20 protein-coding genes are annotated in these 17,019 nt (G+C 38.9%); 3 read left to right on the top strand and 17 right to left on the bottom strand.

All coding sequences use genetic code 11. The annotated features are described in order from the left end of the window. Positions 1-87: 87 nt before the first annotated feature. Positions 88-1,752 carry a PglL family O-oligosaccharyltransferase gene (locus Q4489_RS04690; protein WP_303477739.1) on the top strand — a complete coding sequence of 555 codons (1,665 nt, stop codon included), beginning with the start codon at positions 88-90 and terminating at the stop codon, positions 1,750-1,752. A gap of 68 nt (positions 1,753-1,820) precedes the next feature. On the opposite strand, the gene Q4489_RS04685 is transcribed toward Q4489_RS04690, so the two are convergent. From Q4489_RS04685 to Q4489_RS04630, 12 genes are all read right to left on the bottom strand, one after another. Further along, positions 1,821-2,261: a type II secretion system protein gene (locus Q4489_RS04685; protein WP_303477738.1), complete on the bottom strand. Its 441-nt coding sequence runs from the start codon at positions 2,259-2,261 to the stop codon at positions 1,821-1,823. Positions 2,262-2,281: 20 nt separating this feature from the next. After that, positions 2,282-2,893: a type II secretion system protein gene (locus Q4489_RS04680; RefSeq protein WP_303477736.1), complete on the bottom strand. Its 612-nt coding sequence runs from the start codon at positions 2,891-2,893 to the stop codon at positions 2,282-2,284. A 101-nt stretch (positions 2,894-2,994) separates the two neighbouring features. Further along, positions 2,995-3,480: a hypothetical protein gene (locus tag Q4489_RS04675; protein ID WP_303477735.1), complete on the bottom strand. Its 486-nt coding sequence runs from the start codon at positions 3,478-3,480 to the stop codon at positions 2,995-2,997. Positions 3,481-3,482: 2 nt separating this feature from the next. Then, complete coding sequence (locus tag Q4489_RS04670) at positions 3,483-4,715, bottom strand: type II secretion system F family protein (protein WP_303477733.1); 1,233 nt, start codon at positions 4,713-4,715, stop codon at positions 3,483-3,485. Positions 4,716-4,721: 6 nt separating this feature from the next. Next, entirely contained in the window at positions 4,722-6,437 is a 1,716-nt protein-coding gene (locus tag Q4489_RS04665; RefSeq protein ID WP_303477732.1) for a GspE/PulE family protein, read from the bottom strand. A 4-nt stretch (positions 6,438-6,441) separates the two neighbouring features. Beyond that, positions 6,442-7,590: a lipopolysaccharide assembly protein LapB gene (locus Q4489_RS04660; RefSeq protein ID WP_303477731.1), complete on the bottom strand. Its 1,149-nt coding sequence runs from the start codon at positions 7,588-7,590 to the stop codon at positions 6,442-6,444. After that, complete coding sequence (locus Q4489_RS04655; protein WP_303477730.1) at positions 7,587-8,489, bottom strand: ExeA family protein; 903 nt, start codon at positions 8,487-8,489, stop codon at positions 7,587-7,589. The genes Q4489_RS04660 and Q4489_RS04655 overlap by 4 nt, the downstream gene beginning before the upstream one ends. Positions 8,490-8,506: 17 nt before the next feature. Beyond that, a complete protein-coding gene (mshL, locus tag Q4489_RS04650) occupies positions 8,507-10,204 on the bottom strand; it encodes a pilus (MSHA type) biogenesis protein MshL (RefSeq protein ID WP_303477728.1) in 1,698 nt (565 codons plus the stop codon). Between the two features lie 2 nt (positions 10,205-10,206). Beyond that, positions 10,207-10,533 (bottom strand): MSHA biogenesis protein MshK, encoded by a 327-nt coding sequence (locus Q4489_RS04645; RefSeq protein WP_303477726.1) that lies wholly within the window; start codon positions 10,531-10,533, stop codon positions 10,207-10,209. Beyond that, positions 10,526-11,209 (bottom strand): hypothetical protein, encoded by a 684-nt coding sequence (locus Q4489_RS04640; RefSeq protein WP_303477725.1) that lies wholly within the window; start codon positions 11,207-11,209, stop codon positions 10,526-10,528. Before Q4489_RS04640 ends, Q4489_RS04645 begins: the two co-directional genes overlap by 8 nt. Position 11,210: 1 nt before the next feature. Further along, complete coding sequence (locus tag Q4489_RS04635) at positions 11,211-11,813, bottom strand: PilN domain-containing protein (RefSeq protein WP_303477724.1); 603 nt, start codon at positions 11,811-11,813, stop codon at positions 11,211-11,213. Continuing rightward, complete coding sequence (locus tag Q4489_RS04630) at positions 11,806-12,717, bottom strand: MSHA biogenesis protein MshI (RefSeq protein ID WP_303477722.1); 912 nt, start codon at positions 12,715-12,717, stop codon at positions 11,806-11,808. The genes Q4489_RS04635 and Q4489_RS04630 overlap by 8 nt, the downstream gene beginning before the upstream one ends. A 171-nt stretch (positions 12,718-12,888) precedes the next feature. Between Q4489_RS04630 and Q4489_RS04625 the strand changes: the two genes are divergently transcribed. Then, positions 12,889-13,836 (top strand): 1-aminocyclopropane-1-carboxylate deaminase/D-cysteine desulfhydrase, encoded by a 948-nt coding sequence (locus Q4489_RS04625; protein WP_303477721.1) that lies wholly within the window; start codon positions 12,889-12,891, stop codon positions 13,834-13,836. On the opposite strand, the gene Q4489_RS04620 is transcribed toward Q4489_RS04625, so the two are convergent. After that, entirely contained in the window at positions 13,799-15,214 is a 1,416-nt protein-coding gene (locus Q4489_RS04620) for an EAL domain-containing protein (protein WP_303477718.1), read from the bottom strand. The genes Q4489_RS04625 and Q4489_RS04620 overlap by 38 nt on opposite strands. Positions 15,215-15,356: 142 nt before the next feature. Here Q4489_RS04620 and Q4489_RS04615 point away from each other — a divergent pair, with 142 nt between their 5' ends. Next, positions 15,357-15,521: a hypothetical protein gene (locus Q4489_RS04615; protein WP_303477716.1), complete on the top strand. Its 165-nt coding sequence runs from the start codon at positions 15,357-15,359 to the stop codon at positions 15,519-15,521. A gap of 33 nt (positions 15,522-15,554) precedes the next feature. On the opposite strand, the gene rplI is transcribed toward Q4489_RS04615, so the two are convergent. Genes rplI through rpsF form a run of 4 tightly spaced genes read right to left on the bottom strand, consistent with a single transcriptional unit; the run spans position 15,555 to position 16,985 of the window. After that, positions 15,555-16,007 carry a 50S ribosomal protein L9 gene (rplI, locus tag Q4489_RS04610; protein WP_303477712.1) on the bottom strand — a complete coding sequence of 151 codons (453 nt, stop codon included), beginning with the start codon at positions 16,005-16,007 and terminating at the stop codon, positions 15,555-15,557. 20 nt (positions 16,008-16,027) lie between these two features. Next, entirely contained in the window at positions 16,028-16,255 is a 228-nt protein-coding gene (gene rpsR / locus Q4489_RS04605; RefSeq protein WP_074500237.1) for a 30S ribosomal protein S18, read from the bottom strand. Between the two features lie 9 nt (positions 16,256-16,264). Continuing rightward, a complete protein-coding gene (gene priB / locus Q4489_RS04600; protein ID WP_303477705.1) occupies positions 16,265-16,570 on the bottom strand; it encodes a primosomal replication protein N in 306 nt (101 codons plus the stop codon). 7 nt (positions 16,571-16,577) lie between these two features. Next, positions 16,578-16,985 carry a 30S ribosomal protein S6 gene (gene rpsF, locus Q4489_RS04595; protein ID WP_074500229.1) on the bottom strand — a complete coding sequence of 136 codons (408 nt, stop codon included), beginning with the start codon at positions 16,983-16,985 and terminating at the stop codon, positions 16,578-16,580. Between the last annotated feature and the right edge of the window lie 34 nt (positions 16,986-17,019).

Genomic DNA, 17,019 nt, shown 5'->3' with positions numbered 1-17,019 from the left:
AACTCAACTCTTCACTTTATGTCTCGCTTTAGCAAAGTCTCATTTTTTCTATTATTCAGTTATTTTGTTATTGGCATGCCATTTGTTATGGAATCATCAGGTGGTAGTGGTTTAGCGTATTCATTCAATGTCTTGGCATGGCTTTGTATGTCGTTAACCATTGCTTTAGCGTTATACAAAATATCGGCTGAAAAAACCTGGGTAATATCATGGTTTGAATATGGTTTATTAGCGGTATTATTGTGTTTATTAGTACCTTTCTTTTATAGCGCAGAATACAGTGATTTTGCTATTCCTCGGTTTATCGGCGCTGTTGTGACAGTCGCGTTCATTATTGCGCTGCACCAATTTGATGTTTGGCAAAAAAAAAGCCCGTTATTATTAGTATTAATTTTAGTAGCCGTTAGCATTCAAGCCGCTGTTGGGATATTTCAAATGAGCCTGACTGAATACTTTACACCGCTTCATTTTGATCCATTACTAAACCGAGCTTACGGGCTTTTTTTCCAGCCAAATGTGATGGCAAGTTTTATCGCCACAGGGTTAGCGATTTGTTGTTATCTCTTAGCAATAAAGCAACAATTAGCAAAGAAATGGCTATCATTATTGCTACTATTGCTCGCTGCGTTTACTGTTTTACTGACCGATTTATTATCATTAACAGGCAGGTATGGCGCTATTGCTGCGCTTATTTTTATTACGCCGTTGTTAATCAAATGTTCCATCAAGCGTAGCTTGATTTGCTATGTTGTGATCATTGTTGCTGTATTTACAACACTTTATGTAAACCAACAAAATGAACAGCCAAGCTATATCAAAAATGAACAACGTAGTGTTAATGTCAGAAAAACAATTTACAGCGTTAGCACAAAACTTTGGCTCACCTCGCCAATAACTGGCGTTGGCTATGGTCATTTTGAACGCGAATATCTCGACTTTCACAACCAATTAAAAGTTAAACAGCCTACTCTAGCTGAACCATTAATTAATTTAAGTCACCCGCATAATGAACCCCTTCTATGGATTATTGAAGGTGGTGTTATGCCATTATTAGGTTTTTTGATTTTGCTATGTTTATTTGCTCGATTAATGATGATCAGTAAAAACAAATATCAAGCATTGGCGTGTTTTGGCCTGTTAATACCTATTGCCTTTCATACGCAAACTGAAATGCCCTTTTATAGCTCTACTCCCCACTTATTAGTGTTTGCAATGTTAATTGTCTATATTGCTAAACAGCTACTAACAGAGAACATAGTACATGCTAGCGAAAGTTACCCTCAACGTTTGCTTAAACTCAACGGTTACAAAAACTATTCAGTAAACTGGCACAGCAGCGCAACATTAACGGCTAGCATCATTGTGCTTGTTTCGAGCTCGTTTTTATTAACCACCTTACATACCAATTATATTGTCACACAGTATGAGAAGTCTTCGGTACAAACTTTAGATAAACTAACAAAGGTTATTAACCCACTTCCATGGCGAAGCAAAATTGAAGCACTTGTTCATCATAATATGTTGTATTCAGGTGTTAAAAATAAAAATATTGAAAAGGTAAAAAGCTACGCTACTTGGGCTGAGCAAAGACTAAAACGCAAGCCGAGAAAAGCATTATATGAGCAACTTTTGTTGTGTTATCAGCTATTAGGAAATGAAGAAAACTATCAACGAGTACTACAAGAAGCAAAAGCAACTTATCCATTAGTTAACCACTGGTCTATTACATCAAAAAATTACGGTAAAAAGTAAACATTGATTTGATTTTTGAGATAAAAAAACCGAGCTTTAAGCTCGGTTTGATAGCAAGCACTTACTGATTAACATGCATCTAAATCAACAGCGGTAATCTCAGGGCGCGTATTAGCAATAGTAGGCTGTGTATAAGTAATACGACAATTTGCTTGATCATTTGACTCTAAATGAAAAAACGCACCAGCCGAAAAGCTTACTGATTCATCAATATCAATTAAGTTGATAATTGATGCATTCGTTGGCCAACCAAATGCAAGGTTTACTGTTACACCCGCCATAGAAATTGCTGCACTACTTGAGGTTTCACCTTCAACTAACGCCTTTGCATGTGCTAAATCTGCTGCAGAGTTAATCGAACCTTGTACACCTTGCATCACTGACGCTTTTGCATCACCGGTTAAGTCAATAAACTTAGGCGCAGCTGTTGCCGCTAAAATACCTAAAATGACAATCACCACAACAAGTTCGATTAAGGTAAAACCTTTAGCACTTGATAATTTATTCATAATATTTCCTCGAACGATTATTAATTATTTATTGTTATTGCAACTTCACTGGTTGCTGGCATGTAACTAAAGTAATTGGCAACGCTATTGATGTTGGTAACATCGTAGTCACCATTAGTGTCTTTCGCAATAGTTTCTTTCAAATAATAAAAACACGTACTTGTAGCACCTGTACCCGTTTTTGCTACATAGTATTGCATACTACTGTTACTATTTAAGGTAGAAACGGTATCGGTTACTTTAGGTGGTTGCTGTAATATACTGTCCCATACATCAGCACAATTTGCCGCATCAAAACCACCACCTAAGCTAGCACCATCATTGGTCACGGCCGTAGAACCCACCACATAACCAGGGCGAATACCGGCAGCTTCTGTTGTTAATAGCACTTCTGTTCCGTCATAAGTGACGACATTTCGACCACCAGTATCCTGTTCTCTGCCTAACGCTTCCCATTGCGCTCTCGCTAGCGATATACCCGTTGCAAAGCCGCCGGCCATACCTTCGATATTAGCTTCTTTAGCGCGATCAGTTAAATCTAAAAACTTAGGTATTGCTGTTACCGCAAGAAAACCTAATATTACAACAACAATAACCAGCTCAATTAACGTGAAACCTGATTGCTTTTTCATATAACACAACCTCAATTTAGATCTTAAAATTATTCTAACAACGTTTTAGCTAATAAGTCACTGATTTATATCAATCAACAGGTATTAACATTGACGCCTTCTTATTTTATTACCATTACCTGACTCACTGTACCTGTTTGCAGGGCATAGTCAAAGTATTCTCCACTGGCAAGCTGATATCGACAACGCCTTTGCAAGGTCGGCTTTTCTCTAAACCGTTCAATAGCAGCAACTGGTTGATTCATGAAAGTTAACTGTGACTGCATGACCACTTGCCAAATCTTGCCACAATTATTGTTAACCTGTTGAAAATCAACCCAGCCCTTCCCATTTACAGATATCGTAATTCCTTCTTTCTTAATAGTAACAACACTTGGTTGATTTTCCATAAACCATTGTGCTCTTATTGACATGACTCTAGTAGCAAACGTTGATGCCGCGGTTTCAAAACTAACTTTAGTAAAGCGTTGTTCCTGTTTAAAAAAGTAATAAATAAACACCGACATCAAACAAGCCACTAGCGTGATAATCATAATATTTTCACTGAGCGATTTTTCTCGGCTATTTGCCTGCTCTTGCTGTGTCATGTTTACCCCTTGAATGCAGACATCATATCCCACATTGGCGTAAATATACCCAGAGCTAAAATGAGTACCATGGCAGCAACAACGGCTATTAAAATAGGCTCGATTTTAGCGGTTAACGTACTTAATTCGTAATCCACTTCACGTTCATAATATTCCGCGACTTCTTGCAATAATTCATCAACTCGGCCAGTTTCTTCGCCTACAGCAACCATCTGCAACACTAACGGAGTAAACAACTCACTCGCTATTGCTGAGCGTAATAAACTTTCTCCACTCTCAATGGCTGTACGCATTGCAACTATTTTCTTGCCCATATAGCTGTTATCAACAGCTTCTGACACTAACGATAGACCTGTAGTCATTGGTACACCAGCTTTTAGTACAATGGCAAAACTATGTGAAAAACGTGCAAGTATCGAGCGTTCGATAATTGAACCAACAATCGGTAAACGGGTTTTTATGCGATCCCAACGATATTTGCCATCAGTGGTTTTTAAATAACTGCGCGTGCCAAAAAAGCCAAACACACACACAATGAGCATATGCGGCCAATAGCTTAAGAAAAAAGCCGAGCTATTAATTAATGCTTTGGTTGCCCAAGGTAACTCCGCCCCCAACTTAGAAAACATATCAGCAAAGGTTGGAATAACAAAAATATTTAAAATAACAATGGCGATAACAATCGCGATGATCACAAATGACGGGTAACGTAGCGCAGTTTTAATGCGTTTTCTTGTTTCTTGTTCACGTTCGAAATAGCTGGCTAATTTTGCGAATGCTTGTTCAAGTTGCCCGGTGTTCTCACCCACATGAACCAAAGAAATAAACAGTGGTGTAAAAATTCTCGGATGATGGTTCAAGGCGGAAGAAAGAGCATAACCCCCTTCAAGCTGTGACGCTATCTCGACTAACGCCTTTTTTAACTGTTTGTTATTACTAGAATCTGCCATGCCATTAATAGCGCGTAAAATGGGCACGCCTGAACGAACTAGCGCATACATTTGCCGACAAAATACGATCAGATCATCTAATGACACGGGTGATGAACCAAAAATTTGCGCTAAGTCCAATTGATTATTTGCATCACCTGATTTGTCTTTACTTGGCTCGATAGCGATTGGAATAATGTGTTGGCGGTTTAACTGCTCAGCGACAGCTGCGGCATTAGTGGCCTCAATTGAACCCTTTACCTGTGTGCCACTGCTATTTCTACCAATATAATCAAATGCCGCCATATCTCGTTACTCGCTCACATCAACCATTTCAACAAGGCGTAGCACTTCTTCAACGGTTGTTATGCCTTGAGCAGCATAATCAAAAGCAGCCATCGCTAAAGGAGTAAACCTAGGGTGTGCTTTTGCTTGCTCAGTAAACATTTCAGTGTCATCTCTTTTTAATGCTGCCATCATTGGTTCATTCATTTCTAATAATTCAAATACGCCGATTCTGCCTTTATAACCTGTATATTGACATGACTGACATCCTGTTCCTTGTTTGAAACTTGCCTGCGTGGCTTTATCTCCCGCTAAGTGTGATAACCATATTTTTTCTTGGCTTGTTGGATGATGCTCACTTGCACAACTTTCACAAACACGACGTACTAAACGCTGAGCAATAATCGCACGTAACGAACTTCCCACTAAAAAACCAGCTGCGCCCATATCTATCAATCTTAATGCGCTAGTGATGGCATCATTGGTATGTAACGTTGATAATACCAAGTGCCCCGTTAATGCGCCTCGCAAACCAATTTCAACGGTTTCATGATCACGCATCTCACCCACCATGATAATATCGGGATCTTGACGTAATGCTGTACGTAAAACGCCTGAGAAACTTAAGTTTATTTTACTATTAACTTGTACCTGATTTATCCGTGGTAGACGATATTCTACGGGATCTTCAACAGTGATTATTTTTTTTGAAGATTGGTTTAATTCACTTAAAGCACCATATAATGTTGTTGTTTTACCGCTACCTGTCGGCCCAGTAACCAACACCATACCGTGAGGACGACTAATTTGATGTCTTACCCGTGCAACTAACTCAGTAGGCATACCGGTTTCATCAAGCGACAGCAAGCCTGCCGACTGATCTAACAACCGCATAACCACTGACTCGCCATGTTGCACCGGCATTGTCGACATACGTACATCAATACTGTGACCTTTAATTTTCAAATTAAAGCGGCCATCTTGTGGTAACCGTTTTTCTGAAATATCTAAGCCTGCCATTAACTTTAATCGCAAAACCATAGCAGATGCTATTTTATTTTCTTTCAATACATTTTCTTGCAGCACGCCATCAATACGTTGGCGAATGCGTAATAAATTTTCATCTGGTTCAATATGTATATCTGAAGCTCGCATTTGAACTGCATCTTCAAAAACAGATTGTAACAGCTTACCAACGGTTGCATCCCCGCCTTCATCAACGAATGAGGTGGTTAAATCAAATTCAGACGATTGATCGTATTCTTCCTCTAGTTGACTCGCAAAAGATTCAATATCAGCTGTACGGCGGTATAAACCATCGAAAGCTTGGTATAATTGCGACTCCATAACAACGGCAAGTTTGATTTTTCGTGGCGAAAGCATGTCTTCAAGTTGATCTAAACCACCTAAATCTGCTGGATCACTCATACCCACAAGTACGGCATCACCTTGATCTTCAATAATAAGCGCTCTTAATCTACGTGCATGAACTTCTGGTAATAGTTTTGCGACTTCCGTTGGAATTCTACGTTGACTAATATCTAAAAACGGTACATCAAGTTGTTGTGCTAAAAATTCTAGAAGTTGTCTTTCTCCTAAATATCCTAATTCAATTAAGGTATCACCAAGCTTTCTACCTGTTGACTTTTGACTATTAAGTGCTTGCATTAATTGTTCATTAGTAATGATATGCTCATGAACTAACAAGTCACCCAATCGCATTTTTAATTTAGGTGCAGCCATATTGTTATTCCCCTAGTTCTGTCAATCGTTGACGAATAAACTGCCGAGTACTTTCAGATATATCATTCGTTTGTTGCGTTTGACGGTATGCACTTTTTGCTAAGTTAAATTCGCCTTGGCTATCTAATGCAACGGCATACCCTAGCCACCACTTGCCTTGAGCTGGTTGCAGTTGAGTAAGCCTTAAATACGCTGCTGCGGCTTTTTTATGATCACCCACTTGCTGAGTTAATGATGCTAAAAGTGATTGAAATTCAACGTTATCGACCGTCGCAAGCGGTAGCAAAGTGTTAATCGCATTTGAAAGCATACCTTGTTTCATATAAATACGTGCTTGCATGATTCTAAAATCAGGGTTTTGCGGTGCAAGTGCAATCCCTTGAAACAACACATTTAACGCTGCACGATAATCTTGTCGGCCAAACCAAAGTGCAGCTAGCTGTTTTCTGCTTGAATGGTGCGATGGTTGTATTAATAAGATTTCTTCTAACAGCTTCTCTGCTTGTTTGATATCATTTTGATCTATTGCTTGTTGAGCTGCATTGCTTTTTTGAGCAACAAGCTCTTTCGGCGTTAACTGTTTACGTGCAATAGAAAGTGTTGGTTTACTGTTAGTTTGTGAGCTCACATGTTGTTGTGTGGCATCGTTATCCTGTGGCTTAACCGTATTGTTCGTTTTAGTGGCTTGATGCCTTTGTATATGTTCATCGCTTTTATTCGATGACACATCCTGTTGTGTTGTTAACACTGGATGTTGGTTTTCGTCTTGTTTTTCGGAAATGTGCGAGTCAGCGCTTTCAACCGATTTTTCAGGCGGTACGGTAACCGCACTTTGACGCTCGGTTTCTATCGATTGTTGCGGAGAAGGTTGCTTAATACGAGTAGCCGGCACCTTAACTTGATGCTCAACCTGTTTACTTTCAGCTTGGGTGGTTGGTGTTGTATTCTGCTGAGCTTTTAATTGTTGATTTTCTTGATATTGCCACCAAATGACTAAGACAAAAACATTAATTAAAACCACGCTTAGTACGATAAACAGCCATATTTTTTTCGACGGTTGCTGAGTAGCAACCATGTGTTGCCTTTCATTATTTATTGGTTCATCACCTTGGCGCTGATCTAAATCTTTTAGCATTTGGTTAATTACACTCACAGCATTTCTCCAAGAAAGTACCACCCTATCAATAACATACTCACTAACACACCGCTAGCAAACCAGCCATTCACTCTTACTACTTGTTCAGCTGTTGCTTCTGTATCTTTTACGGCAATTTTCAGGTGTGCTTTAGTCAATTGATAGGTTCCTTGTCCGTAGCTTAACATCAGCATTTTATGACATAAAATATTGACCAGCCTAGGAATGCCTTCTGTAACTTTTGCGATCTGTTGACACAAGTTTTTATCAAACAACTGTGCACCTTTATAGCCGGCAATGTGCATACGATGGTCAATATACTGTGCAACTTCTTCACCGGTCATGGCTCGTAATCCGTATGAAAAGGTAATGCGTTGTTTTAATTGTCTAAACCTTGTTTCGTTTAATCGCTGATCAAGTTCAGGTTGGGCAAATAACACCACTTGCAATAACTTTCGTGTTTCTGTTTCTAAATTAGTGAAAAGCCTTAATGCTTCTAGGCTATCGGCCGGCAACGCTTGTGCTTCATCTAAAATCAGTACCACTGAATGGCCTTGACTGTGTAAGGTTAATAACCGTTCTTGAATACGTTGTGTTAACAATTGCACAGACATTCTCTGTGCTTGTTTAACACCTAATTCTACCGCTACTGCTCGTCGAAGTTCATCTGGCTGTAAGTAAGGGTTGGGTATGTAAGCTGTCACAAAATGCTCTGGTATTTCATTCAGTAACTTACGACAGAGCAGTGTTTTTCCTGTACCAACTTCACCTATAACCTTAATGAAACCTTCCCCTGTTTTTAATGCTGTCAGCAATACTTCAAAGGCTTCAAAGTGCGGTGCTATCCCCAAATAAAAGTTGGTATTTGGGGTGAGAGTAAACGGTAATTCACGTAAGCCAAAATGATAAAGATACATATAAATGCCTAAGGCGCTTATTGCGTGTCTTCTTCAGGAAACCATTGTTTTAATAGTTGTCGGGCATCTTCTAATTGGTTTTTCCAAGTATCTTGACCAGTAACTATCGGTTTCAACATCAGTACAAGCTCTTTTTTCTGTGTACTTTGGCTTTTACTTTTAAACAGTTCACCCATCAATGGAATATCACCTAGTAATGGCGTTTTAGATTCCATATCAATTTTAGTTGTTTCTATAAGTCCACCAATAACAATGATCTCACCTGACTTGGCTCTGACTACGGTATCTGATTCTCTTACGCTACTTTGCGCCAACGGAAGCACATAATCTTGACCATCTAAGCGTATGGTTTTTGTTTTTTCTTGTACTGTTGTTACTGATGGGTGGACATGAAGAATAACTTCGCCGTTAGCATCAATTTGCGGTGTAACGTCTAGTGCTATACCTGAGAAAAAAGGTGTTAATTCTATTTCTGGTGTGGTGGTAGTAGCAGTACCGGTGGTAGTCGTTGATGAAACTTCAGTGACAAAAAATTCGTCATCACCAACTTTTATCACCGCCTTTTGGTTATTAGTTGCTGTAATACGAGGGCTAGAAAGCACTTGTACATTCCCTTGTGTCGATAACAACCGTAAAACCCCTGAAAAATCAGTGTTCTTAAAGAAGCTAATGCCAGTAACACCACCGATAGTGTTTGAAATAACATTACCTTCGATATTTCCAGTGGTACTAAAACCAATTGCGGTTTCGTTAAAACCTCGGTGCAAACTGCCAAGGATACTATCCCATTCTATTCCTTGCTGGTAATCATCATTTAAGGTGACTTCCAATATTTTTGCTTCAATAATGACTTGTCGACGTAATAATTCTTGCGTACCAGTTAAAAAGCGCTTAATTGCTTTGATATCTTTCGGATATGCTCGCACGGTCACTAAACCTGACTGGGGAGAGACAACCACTGAGCTTTCTGAGTTGTCATCTGCGCCAATTAAACCCTCTAAGTTTTCTTCTAGCTCTTTCCAAAAATCTGATTTATTCTCAGTATATACGTTGGTGCCATTAACATTCATTTGTGCCGATTGATTATTTTGACCACCGTTACCATTTTGACTTTGTCTGTTATTGTTGTTCGAGTTATTGTTGCCATTATTTTGGCCACCGTTATTACTATCAGCATTACCAACGCCCCCCGAATTAACACTCATGGTGGAAAAACCACCTCGGGTAATAAACAAATAATCTAGTGGTATTGTTTCTGTACGAATACCTGCTGGGTAAATTTGTATCACTTGGCCTGTTTGATGAATTTCATACCCATATAATTGCTCAACAACATTGAGCACTTCAGTAAGCGTGACATCTTTTAAATTTAAAGTAATGGCTCCAGTTACTCCTGGGTGTACGGCAACACTATAATTAGAATCTTCCACTAACGCGGCAAAAAATGCTTGTGCATCAACACCACTCGCACCAATGTCTAATCGCTTTTCAGATAACAAGCCTTGTCTGGCTTGGCTCATGCTTTGTTGCATTAAATCTTGCTGTACTGTAGATGGAAGACTCGCAAGGGGTTTTGGTGCTTTAGTGCTATCTGTCGATGCAATCGCTTTATCTAATTCGTCGGTAATATGTTTGGGTTGCGGTGGAACAGATTGACAACTCGCTAAGAAGATTGTCATTGCACCTAGTAACATACTTTTTGAAGGCTGATTCATAGTTAATTATCTTTTTTCTTTGAATTGTCGACAACGGACGAGAACAATGACAGCTTTATCTTTTTCTCATCAGACGAAAGTAATACGTAACGCGGTGTAACCTTAGTCAATCGGTATTGATTAAGCTTATCACCTTGTTTTAACAAGGTACCATTAATGACAACGTTATATTTATTACCTGATTGCACAATGCTTTGAAGCACAAGTTCAGCGTTAGCTGGTTGTTGTTCACTGGCAACTTCTTGCTTTAATAGCGGCTTTGTAGGGTCAGTTGATTGCCCAAAGCTAACTAAAGATACCAACAATAAGCCTAACAAAACTTTATACACCTAAAAACTCCTTATTCGTGCTTAAGCTATACATCGTTATTGTTAATTCCCCTTTAGGGTACGCCACTAACTGGTAATCAAATGTTTGCCAGAAGAACTTCCATTTCAGCTCTTCTAACGCTGCTATATAGTCTTTTAGTGCGAAATAATCCCCGGATAATGTTAATTTAACACCATGCTTATACAATGATAATGATTGTACCGGTAAAGATTGTTCAGCAACGTTTTTCTTTTCAGTTTCAGGAGTTAACTCCATAGGCTCTGCGGCAAAAACATCAAACGATGTTAGCGATACAGCTTTTGTTGACGACAATAACTCTATAAGCGCATGCCGCATTTGAATTGGGTTGATAAGATCTGACGCTAATAAACTAAGCTGTTGATCAACTTCACTCATTTGTAATTGATATTGGCTTAGCTGCTTGCGGATAGCATCGTTAGGATCTGTTTTTAATGCCTCAGCAAGTACATCAACTGTCATTTGAGTAGATTGAATATCAGCTACATTTTGTTGATGCTGCTTAGTAAGCTTTTCAATTTGTAGTAAATTATCGTCAATGAACAAACTAAAGATAATGAAAATAATCGCAATCAAGCCAGTTAAGATGATCAAATACTGCTCTCGCGGTGTGATCTGCAAGAACTTATCAGCATATGTTTGCCAACGTTGTTTCATCTTATTGCTCCTTGCCTGTCTGCTGACGAGAACTGATTACAAACTCCGTTAACTTCTGATCATTTTCTTGTAATTTAAAATGACTAAAAACATGCCCAGAAAGAAACGTTGACTGTTCAAACGCTGCTAACCATGAAGGCACACTTTCTGGCGTATTTGCCACCCCAGAAAAGCGAATATAATCTCCTGAAATAGTCACTTGCTTTAAACTAATATCGCGATGATGATATTGTGATAACTCGGTCATTGCAGCTGAAAATCCAGCAGCATGTGTGGAAGAGGTATCAGTTAACTGCTGATGCAATAATTGTTTATTTTTAAAAAGTAATTTAACGGTTGCTAATTGCTCTACCAAGGCTGTATCAGCTTTGTTTGATGCTACTTGACTTTCGAGCGTCATTTGCTGAGTAACTAAAGCTTCTTTTGCTAATGTTGATTTAGCTACGTGTTTTTTACTGTCATTGAGCTGATAGTGCGACCACGTTAGCCACAAAAGCATTGCAATAAATACAAATACCCATAAGGATACGACACGAGTTAACGTCCACGTAGGCTGTTTAGCAATAAGTTCAGGTTGTAATAAATTAATCGAATACTTAGCCATCGACAACCTCAGACATTGCGTGAATACGTGTTGCTCCCAAACTCGCCGCATAGGTACGGTAAGGCTCAAAGCCTTCTGGCATAGTAAATAAATTGACCGCAACATTAGCATTTTCAGCTAAACACCGTGCTAAATAAGCTTCGTTTTCAATGGGTACTAACACTTCAATACTTTTGATTGGTGCTTGTTTCATTTGTCGCTCAAAGTAATCCATAGAACGCTGAATTTCTAAACTCAATGAATCAATCGTACCAAAACTAAGTTCTTGCTCTGTTTTCTCACCAATTTGTGCCATACCTCGTAAACGCCTTTGAAAATACAATCGCCCTTGTTTGACAATGAGCAATAACATATCTTCGTTAGGCTGTTGGCATAAGAGAATTTTAGCGTCGTCTATATTTGGCATTAAAGCAGCGAACGCAAACTCTTCAATAGTGATTGATGCAACATTAAGTTGCTGGGTATTAAGCGTTGTTAACCATGCCGCCAACATATCTTTTGCAGCACAAACCACATGAATTTTATTGTTATCATTCGACATTTGCGGTGCATCAAAATAATCAAGCACCATGTTTTCTGGAGGAATAGATACTAAATCTTTGATTTGCCACTTTAATGCACTATTAATTTCTTCTTCGGGCAAGGCGGGTTTATCAATTTGAACCACTTGGTTATGTTTCGAAGACAAAACTAAATGACACTGACCACTTGGTTTATATTTTTGCTGCACACGAGTAAATGCCGAATTGAAATCGCCATCTGTTAGTTCCATTAACTTACAACGCGCATTAAGACTACGATCTAATGAACATAGATGAATAGAGCGCTGTTGTAGACTAAGCCCAACGATATTGCTTGACCCGCGGGGTTTAAATACTTGTTGAATCCGTGACGCTAGTGACATTTAATTGATATTATTGTTGTTTATAAGAGTCGCCATGTTTTTCATTATCACTTATTCGTATATATCCGCAAGTTTTTTAGTTAAAATTTAATGATTAAACTTATATGGTCTCTCTGAATGTTGTGAAAAAGCCCGGCAACTACATAAATAAAGTATATACTTATCGTCATCATGATATCTTCCGCAAATTTACCTTCTCCTGTTCAAGTCATTGAACATCCATTATTCACGAAACATAAATTAACCGTTTACGTAAAGCGCGATGATCTTATTCACCCCGTTGTGTCGGGCAATAAATGGCGAAAGTTAAAATATAATTTAAAGCATGCCAAATCTATAGGCTACCGCGGCGCACTCAGTTTTGGTGGTGGTTATTCAAATCATCTTCATGCACTCGCATATGCATGTCAGCAGCAACAATTACCTGCAATTGGCATAGTACGTGGAGAACAGCATTATGAAACCAATGCAACTCTTACACAGGCCAAAAAATGGGGGATGTCTTTAACGTTTATTGATCGTAAAACTTACAAATTGCGCCACAATGAAACTTACTTAACAAATTTAAAAGCACGTTACCCTGACTATTTTATTATTCCTGAAGGCGGCACTAATCTTCTTGCGTTAAAGGGGGTCAGCGAATTATGCGATGAACTAAATAGCCAAGTTGAATTTGATACGATTATTACCCCAGTTGGAAGTGCTGGCACGATTTCAGGAATAATTGCAGGGGATAAACAACAACATAATATTCTCGGTATTGCGGTATTAAAGCAAGCAGAATATTTACGTGAACACATTGATACCTTATTAGAGTCGCATCAATGTAACGCTCGAAACTGGCAACTATTCACGAATTTTCATGGTGGCGGTTATGCAAAATTTTCCGTAGAAGATTTAACAAAAATGCGTGCGTTTAGCCAAGCAACGCAATTACCGATAGAGCCTATTTATTCAGGGAAAATGATCTTAGCGTTACTAACGTTGGTTGAACAAGGATTTTTCCCCTCGGGACACCGTATCGTGATATTACATACGGGAGGCTTACAAGGTTTATACGGTCTTATTGAACAACATAAAATTAAGGCTGATGAATGGCTTTTGCCACTTGCGACATAGGCTCAGTAAAGTAGTGTCCTTGCCCGCCGTTCACACCTAATTTTTTTAACGTTCGCCACTCTTCAGCACATTCGACACCAAAGGCGTAAATATCAACTTGTTGAGACTGGCATATTTTCACTAGACTTTTGACGAAAATTTGATTTTCAGAACGCTGATGAATATTAATAACAATACTGGCATGAAGCTTAATTGCACTGATTGGACATTCTTTTAAGTAATCTACACTTTCAATATATTGCCCAACCTTATCAATAAATAATCTTACTCCAAGTGACTGTAGCTGCGATAATACAGGCTTTAGCCGTAAATACTCATTTACCAAATGATATTCTGATATCTCTACAATCAATTGTGATGATATTTTTGGATAGCGAACAAGAATTTCTTTAAACTTACCGAGCAAGTTTTTCGATAACAAACTCTCAATCGATAAATTTAAACTGCAACTTTCGGTTAAATGTCGATCGTAATTCAATAAACGGCAGACTTGTGATAACACTAAAAAATCAACCTCTTTAATCACACCACTTTTCACCGCCATTGGTAAGAAGACGCGTGCGTTAATCAATTGCCCGTCTTCATCACGCACTTTGACCAAAACTTCATGATGTAACGATTGTTCATTGGTTGCAGCAAGTACCGGCTGAAAAAATAACACAAAGGCATTTCTTGCAATGGCTTTTTCCAAAAAGGTTCTCCATTGTAATGAACCTTTAGCACGCACATGCTCCACCTCGCCTGGTTCAAACATAAACCATTGTGAAGGGCCTTGTAATTGCGCAGATCGTAGCGCCATATCAGCTTCAGATTTAATTTGATAGCTATTCTCAGCTTGAGAAAAATAGCTTACACCGATATGGACAAAAGAATCTCGTTCTACGCCTATAGGTAAGGCTATACTCGATAAGGTTTTGATCATGCGTTGCGCTAATTGTTCTGCTTCAGTGATATAAACACCTGGCGCTATCAACGCAAGTTCATAGGTACCTCTGCGTGTTAAATAACAACCCGATAGTTTATGTAGCAACATATTAATACTACCGATCACCTGATTGAAAATTTGCGTTACCGCTGTTCTACCATGAAGCGTATAAACTAGTTCTCCTTCATTAAAGTGAATAAAGTAAACGGCTCCTTGAATGCCTTCTTCTTTCAGTAACGCGTCAAGACGATGATCAAAGAATTCTCTATTGCCAAGCCCTGTATCTTCATCAAGCAATATTTTACTTCTAATACCTTTATCAATCATGCTGTCGATATTATCAACATCACGACCTTTAGCGACTAATCGGTTCACCATTCGGGCAATAACGTCTTGTCCAACTAAATCTTGATATTCATGACAGATATTTGCCAAGTACGCCCAGTTTTCCACCACTAGATATCTTTTATATTTGGGCATGATTTTGTTATGAATGAGGTAGATAGTCACGATGATCGCCAAAAGTACGAACGTAAGAATAGACGCAAGTAATATTTGATAATTAAACCAAAGTAAAAGCGATGTTCCAGTGATAATGACAGTTATCAGGTACAATAGAGACAATAATACCACTGGTGAAGATGATGTTAGCTTGACCATTAACCTTGATGTGTTTGTAGATTCTACTCAAAGTGTAGCTAAAATTATGCAATCAACACTGATTGGCCAAAATAAAAGTAAAAAAAACGCTGTAACCTAAGTTACAGCGTTTTCATATAAAGCTTAATTGTCATTACGCTTCAGCGATAACAACAACTTTAATGCTTGAATCTACATCTGTGTGCAAGTGAATAGCGATATCGAACTCACCTGTTTCACGGATTGAACCGTGAGGTAAACGTACTTCAGCTTTAACAACGTCAACACCCGCTTCAGTGATCGCATCAGCGATGTCACGAGTACCGATTGAACCGAATAATTTACCTTCGTCACCAGCTTTAGAAGCGATAGTTACTTCAGCAAGTTCTACTAATTTAGCAGCACGTGCTTCTGCAGCAGCTAAGTCATCCGCTAATTTCTTTTCTAAATCAGCACGACGAGCTTCAAAGTGCTCAACGTTTGCTTTAGATGCGAAAACAGCTTTACCTTGAGGTAATAAGAAGTTACGTGCATAACCAGACTTAACAGTTACCTTGTCACCAAGGCCGCCTAATTTGGCGATTTTATCAAGAAGAATTACTTCCATTTTCAAAACCCCTTATTAGGTTACTTGTGTAAATCAGTATACGGTAATAATGCTAAGTAACGAGCACGCTTGATCGCACGACCAAGTTGACGTTGGTATTTAGCACTTGTACCAGTAATACGGCTAGGAACGATTTTACCACTTTCAGTGATATAATTTTTTAACGTAGCGATATCTTTATAATCAATTTCGCTAGCGCCTTCCGCTGAAAAGCGGCAAAACTTACGACGTCTAAAAAAACGAGACATGGATTTCTCCTAATTTATCTTTTCTATTTGCGAGGCATGCAGTACAAGAATTGGGTTACCGTTTCTTGATTCGTGACGGTTGATAAAACCAGTCACTTTAACTACATCACTTGCAATGAACTCACGCGTTATGTGGGTTAATTCACCAGTAGCCACTACTTGTATGCGAACAAACGCTTGACGGTTTAAGCCAGCTTCTTGTTGCATTGAGCGATGATCAATTGAAAATTGGCAATGCTCTATACCCGCAGGACTTGTTGAATAACTAGGTTTTTTCACCAGTTCTCCAACTAACACTAAGTGATTATCAACCACAGATTACTTATTCTTCGCTTGCAGCTTCTTCAGTTTTTTCTTCAACTTTAGCAGCTGGCGCTTCAGTAACCTCTTTCTTCACTTCGCGACGGTCATCTTTAGCAACAGCCATAGGTGATGCTTCAGTTACCGCGCCTTTAGTACGCATGATCATGTTACGAATAACAACGTCGTTATAACGGAAAGAAGTTTCTAATTCATCAATAACTGATTGCGGCGCTTCAACGTTAATTAAAACGTAGTGTGCTTTATGCAGTTTGTTGATTGGGTATGCTAACTGACGGCGACCCCAGTCTTCAAGACGGTGGATTTTACCTTCAGCGGCGTTGATCAAGTCAGTATAGCGCTGGATCATACCAGACACTTGTTCACTCTGATCAGGGTGAACCATAAATACGATTTCGTAATGACGCATTACGAGCTCCTTACGGTTGTAGCCTCTTAGCTGG

Source organism: Thalassotalea sp. 1_MG-2023 (assembly GCF_030546745.1).
GTDB lineage: Bacteria > Pseudomonadota > Gammaproteobacteria > Enterobacterales > Alteromonadaceae > Thalassotalea_C.
This window is presented reverse-complemented; position numbering and strand designations above follow the sequence as displayed.

Coding starts and splice junctions, on each gene's coding strand:
- rpsF (WP_074500229.1), bottom strand. CDS start 16,985: ATGCGTCATTACGAAATCGTATTTATGGTTCACCCTGATCAGAGTGAA.
- Q4489_RS04685 (WP_303477738.1), bottom strand. CDS start 2,261: ATGAATAAATTATCAAGTGCTAAAGGTTTTACCTTAATCGAACTTGTT.
- Q4489_RS04625 (WP_303477721.1), top strand. CDS start 12,889: ATGATATCTTCCGCAAATTTACCTTCTCCTGTTCAAGTCATTGAACAT.
- rpsR (WP_074500237.1), bottom strand. CDS start 16,255: ATGTCTCGTTTTTTTAGACGTCGTAAGTTTTGCCGCTTTTCAGCGGAA.
- Q4489_RS04630 (WP_303477722.1), bottom strand. CDS start 12,717: ATGTCACTAGCGTCACGGATTCAACAAGTATTTAAACCCCGCGGGTCA.
- mshL (WP_303477728.1), bottom strand. CDS start 10,204: ATGAATCAGCCTTCAAAAAGTATGTTACTAGGTGCAATGACAATCTTC.
- Q4489_RS04635 (WP_303477724.1), bottom strand. CDS start 11,813: ATGGCTAAGTATTCGATTAATTTATTACAACCTGAACTTATTGCTAAA.
- Q4489_RS04640 (WP_303477725.1), bottom strand. CDS start 11,209: ATGAAACAACGTTGGCAAACATATGCTGATAAGTTCTTGCAGATCACA.
- Q4489_RS04655 (WP_303477730.1), bottom strand. CDS start 8,489: ATGTATCTTTATCATTTTGGCTTACGTGAATTACCGTTTACTCTCACC.
- Q4489_RS04690 (WP_303477739.1), top strand. CDS start 88: ATGGAATCATCAGGTGGTAGTGGTTTAGCGTATTCATTCAATGTCTTG.
- Q4489_RS04615 (WP_303477716.1), top strand. CDS start 15,357: ATGACAGTTATCAGGTACAATAGAGACAATAATACCACTGGTGAAGAT.
- Q4489_RS04675 (WP_303477735.1), bottom strand. CDS start 3,480: ATGACACAGCAAGAGCAGGCAAATAGCCGAGAAAAATCGCTCAGTGAA.
- rplI (WP_303477712.1), bottom strand. CDS start 16,007: ATGGAAGTAATTCTTCTTGATAAAATCGCCAAATTAGGCGGCCTTGGT.
- Q4489_RS04670 (WP_303477733.1), bottom strand. CDS start 4,715: ATGGCGGCATTTGATTATATTGGTAGAAATAGCAGTGGCACACAGGTA.
- Q4489_RS04680 (WP_303477736.1), bottom strand. CDS start 2,893: ATGAAAAAGCAATCAGGTTTCACGTTAATTGAGCTGGTTATTGTTGTT.
- Q4489_RS04665 (WP_303477732.1), bottom strand. CDS start 6,437: ATGGCTGCACCTAAATTAAAAATGCGATTGGGTGACTTGTTAGTTCAT.